Raw genomic sequence first — 1,134 nt, 5'->3', positions numbered from 1 at the left:
AGCATCCAATATCAGCATCCCGATCTCGCCGCCTGACACACCGCCAAGCGAACAGCCTAGACCACCGGGATGAGGGGTCCTTTTTCGACGCCGATCACCCCGCTACCGGGGTCCCTTTTCCACGCCGATCCACACCCCCAGGAGACTGGGATGAGTGACCGATTTGGCTGACGGACGAGCAGATGGAGCGGCTGCGGCCGTTCTTTTCCCAGAAGCCACGGGCAAGCCTCGGGTTGATGATCAACGGGTGTTGAGCGGCATCGTTTCGTCAACCGCAGCGCGATGCGCTGGCGGAATGCGCCGAGCGCCTAACGGTTCGCGCAAGACGCTCTACAACCGGTGGAAACGTTGGGGTGGGGCGGGGGTGTTCACGCGGATGATGGAAGGGCTGGCTGCGGCTACAGGTGTCGGACCGAAGACGGTCATGATCGACGCCAATTCGCGCCAATCTATCTATCCACCTTTGCTTAATGGGGCCGTTACAAATTAAACAATATTTTTTTCAACGAGCCCTGTCGTTGATATGCCTGCGAGAAATGTCAGTAGTTTGCTACTATTGACTTTTTACCAAATCTTGTAACAATTAAACTGCATCAGCCAAAACTTTTATAAATAATTAACTATAAAATTTGATGGTAATATCAAAATGCAGGAAAGGCTATGAAAATAGAATATTCCGAACCACATAATGGACAAGGCAATTTTGGAGATGACTTGAACGAGTGGTTCTGGAATCGTGTCCTGCCAGGTCTTTTTGATGGAAATGACTCTGTTATTATGCTTGGTATGGGGACAATACTAAGTTCCTGGTTTACCGAAAAGTTGCCAAAGGACAGATTAAAAATAGTCTTGGGTAGCGGCGGTGGAAAGGAAGGAGGTGCGCCTCAGCTAGACTCAAACTGGCGAATTTACGGCGTTCGAGGGCCTCTAACTGCATCATATTCTAACCTTCCACAGGAAATGGTGCTTACTGATCCTGCTGCTCTCGTACGCGACATGCACGAGTTCCGGCCTAGGGTTGAGACTCATTCAGAGCCAGAACGCGATAGCTGTTGCGAGCGCGACGCCTGAGAGGAAGTTGGCCGCCAGCTTGTCGTAGCGGGTAGCGACGCGGCGGAAGTCCTTGAGGCGGCA

Annotated in this window: 2 pseudogenes; one reads left to right on the top strand and one right to left on the bottom strand. The window is 51.9% G+C overall.

Features of this window, described 5'->3' with window-relative positions:
• Positions 1–182: 182 nt before the first annotated feature.
• A pseudogene (locus MHZ35_RS17810) lies at positions 183–436 on the top strand (transposase); the annotation flags it as partial.
• A gap of 593 nt (positions 437–1,029) precedes the next feature.
• Here MHZ35_RS17810 and MHZ35_RS17805 read toward each other — a convergent pair.
• Positions 1,030–1,134, bottom strand: a pseudogene (locus tag MHZ35_RS17805) (IS5/IS1182 family transposase); the annotation flags it as partial.

This window comes from Sphingomonas sp. ACRSK, assembly GCF_022346685.1.
GTDB classification, from domain to species: domain Bacteria; phylum Pseudomonadota; class Alphaproteobacteria; order Sphingomonadales; family Sphingomonadaceae; genus Sphingomonas; species Sphingomonas molluscorum.
The sequence above is the reverse complement of the archived record's forward strand: the minus strand, read 5'-3'. Positions and strand labels throughout refer to the sequence as shown.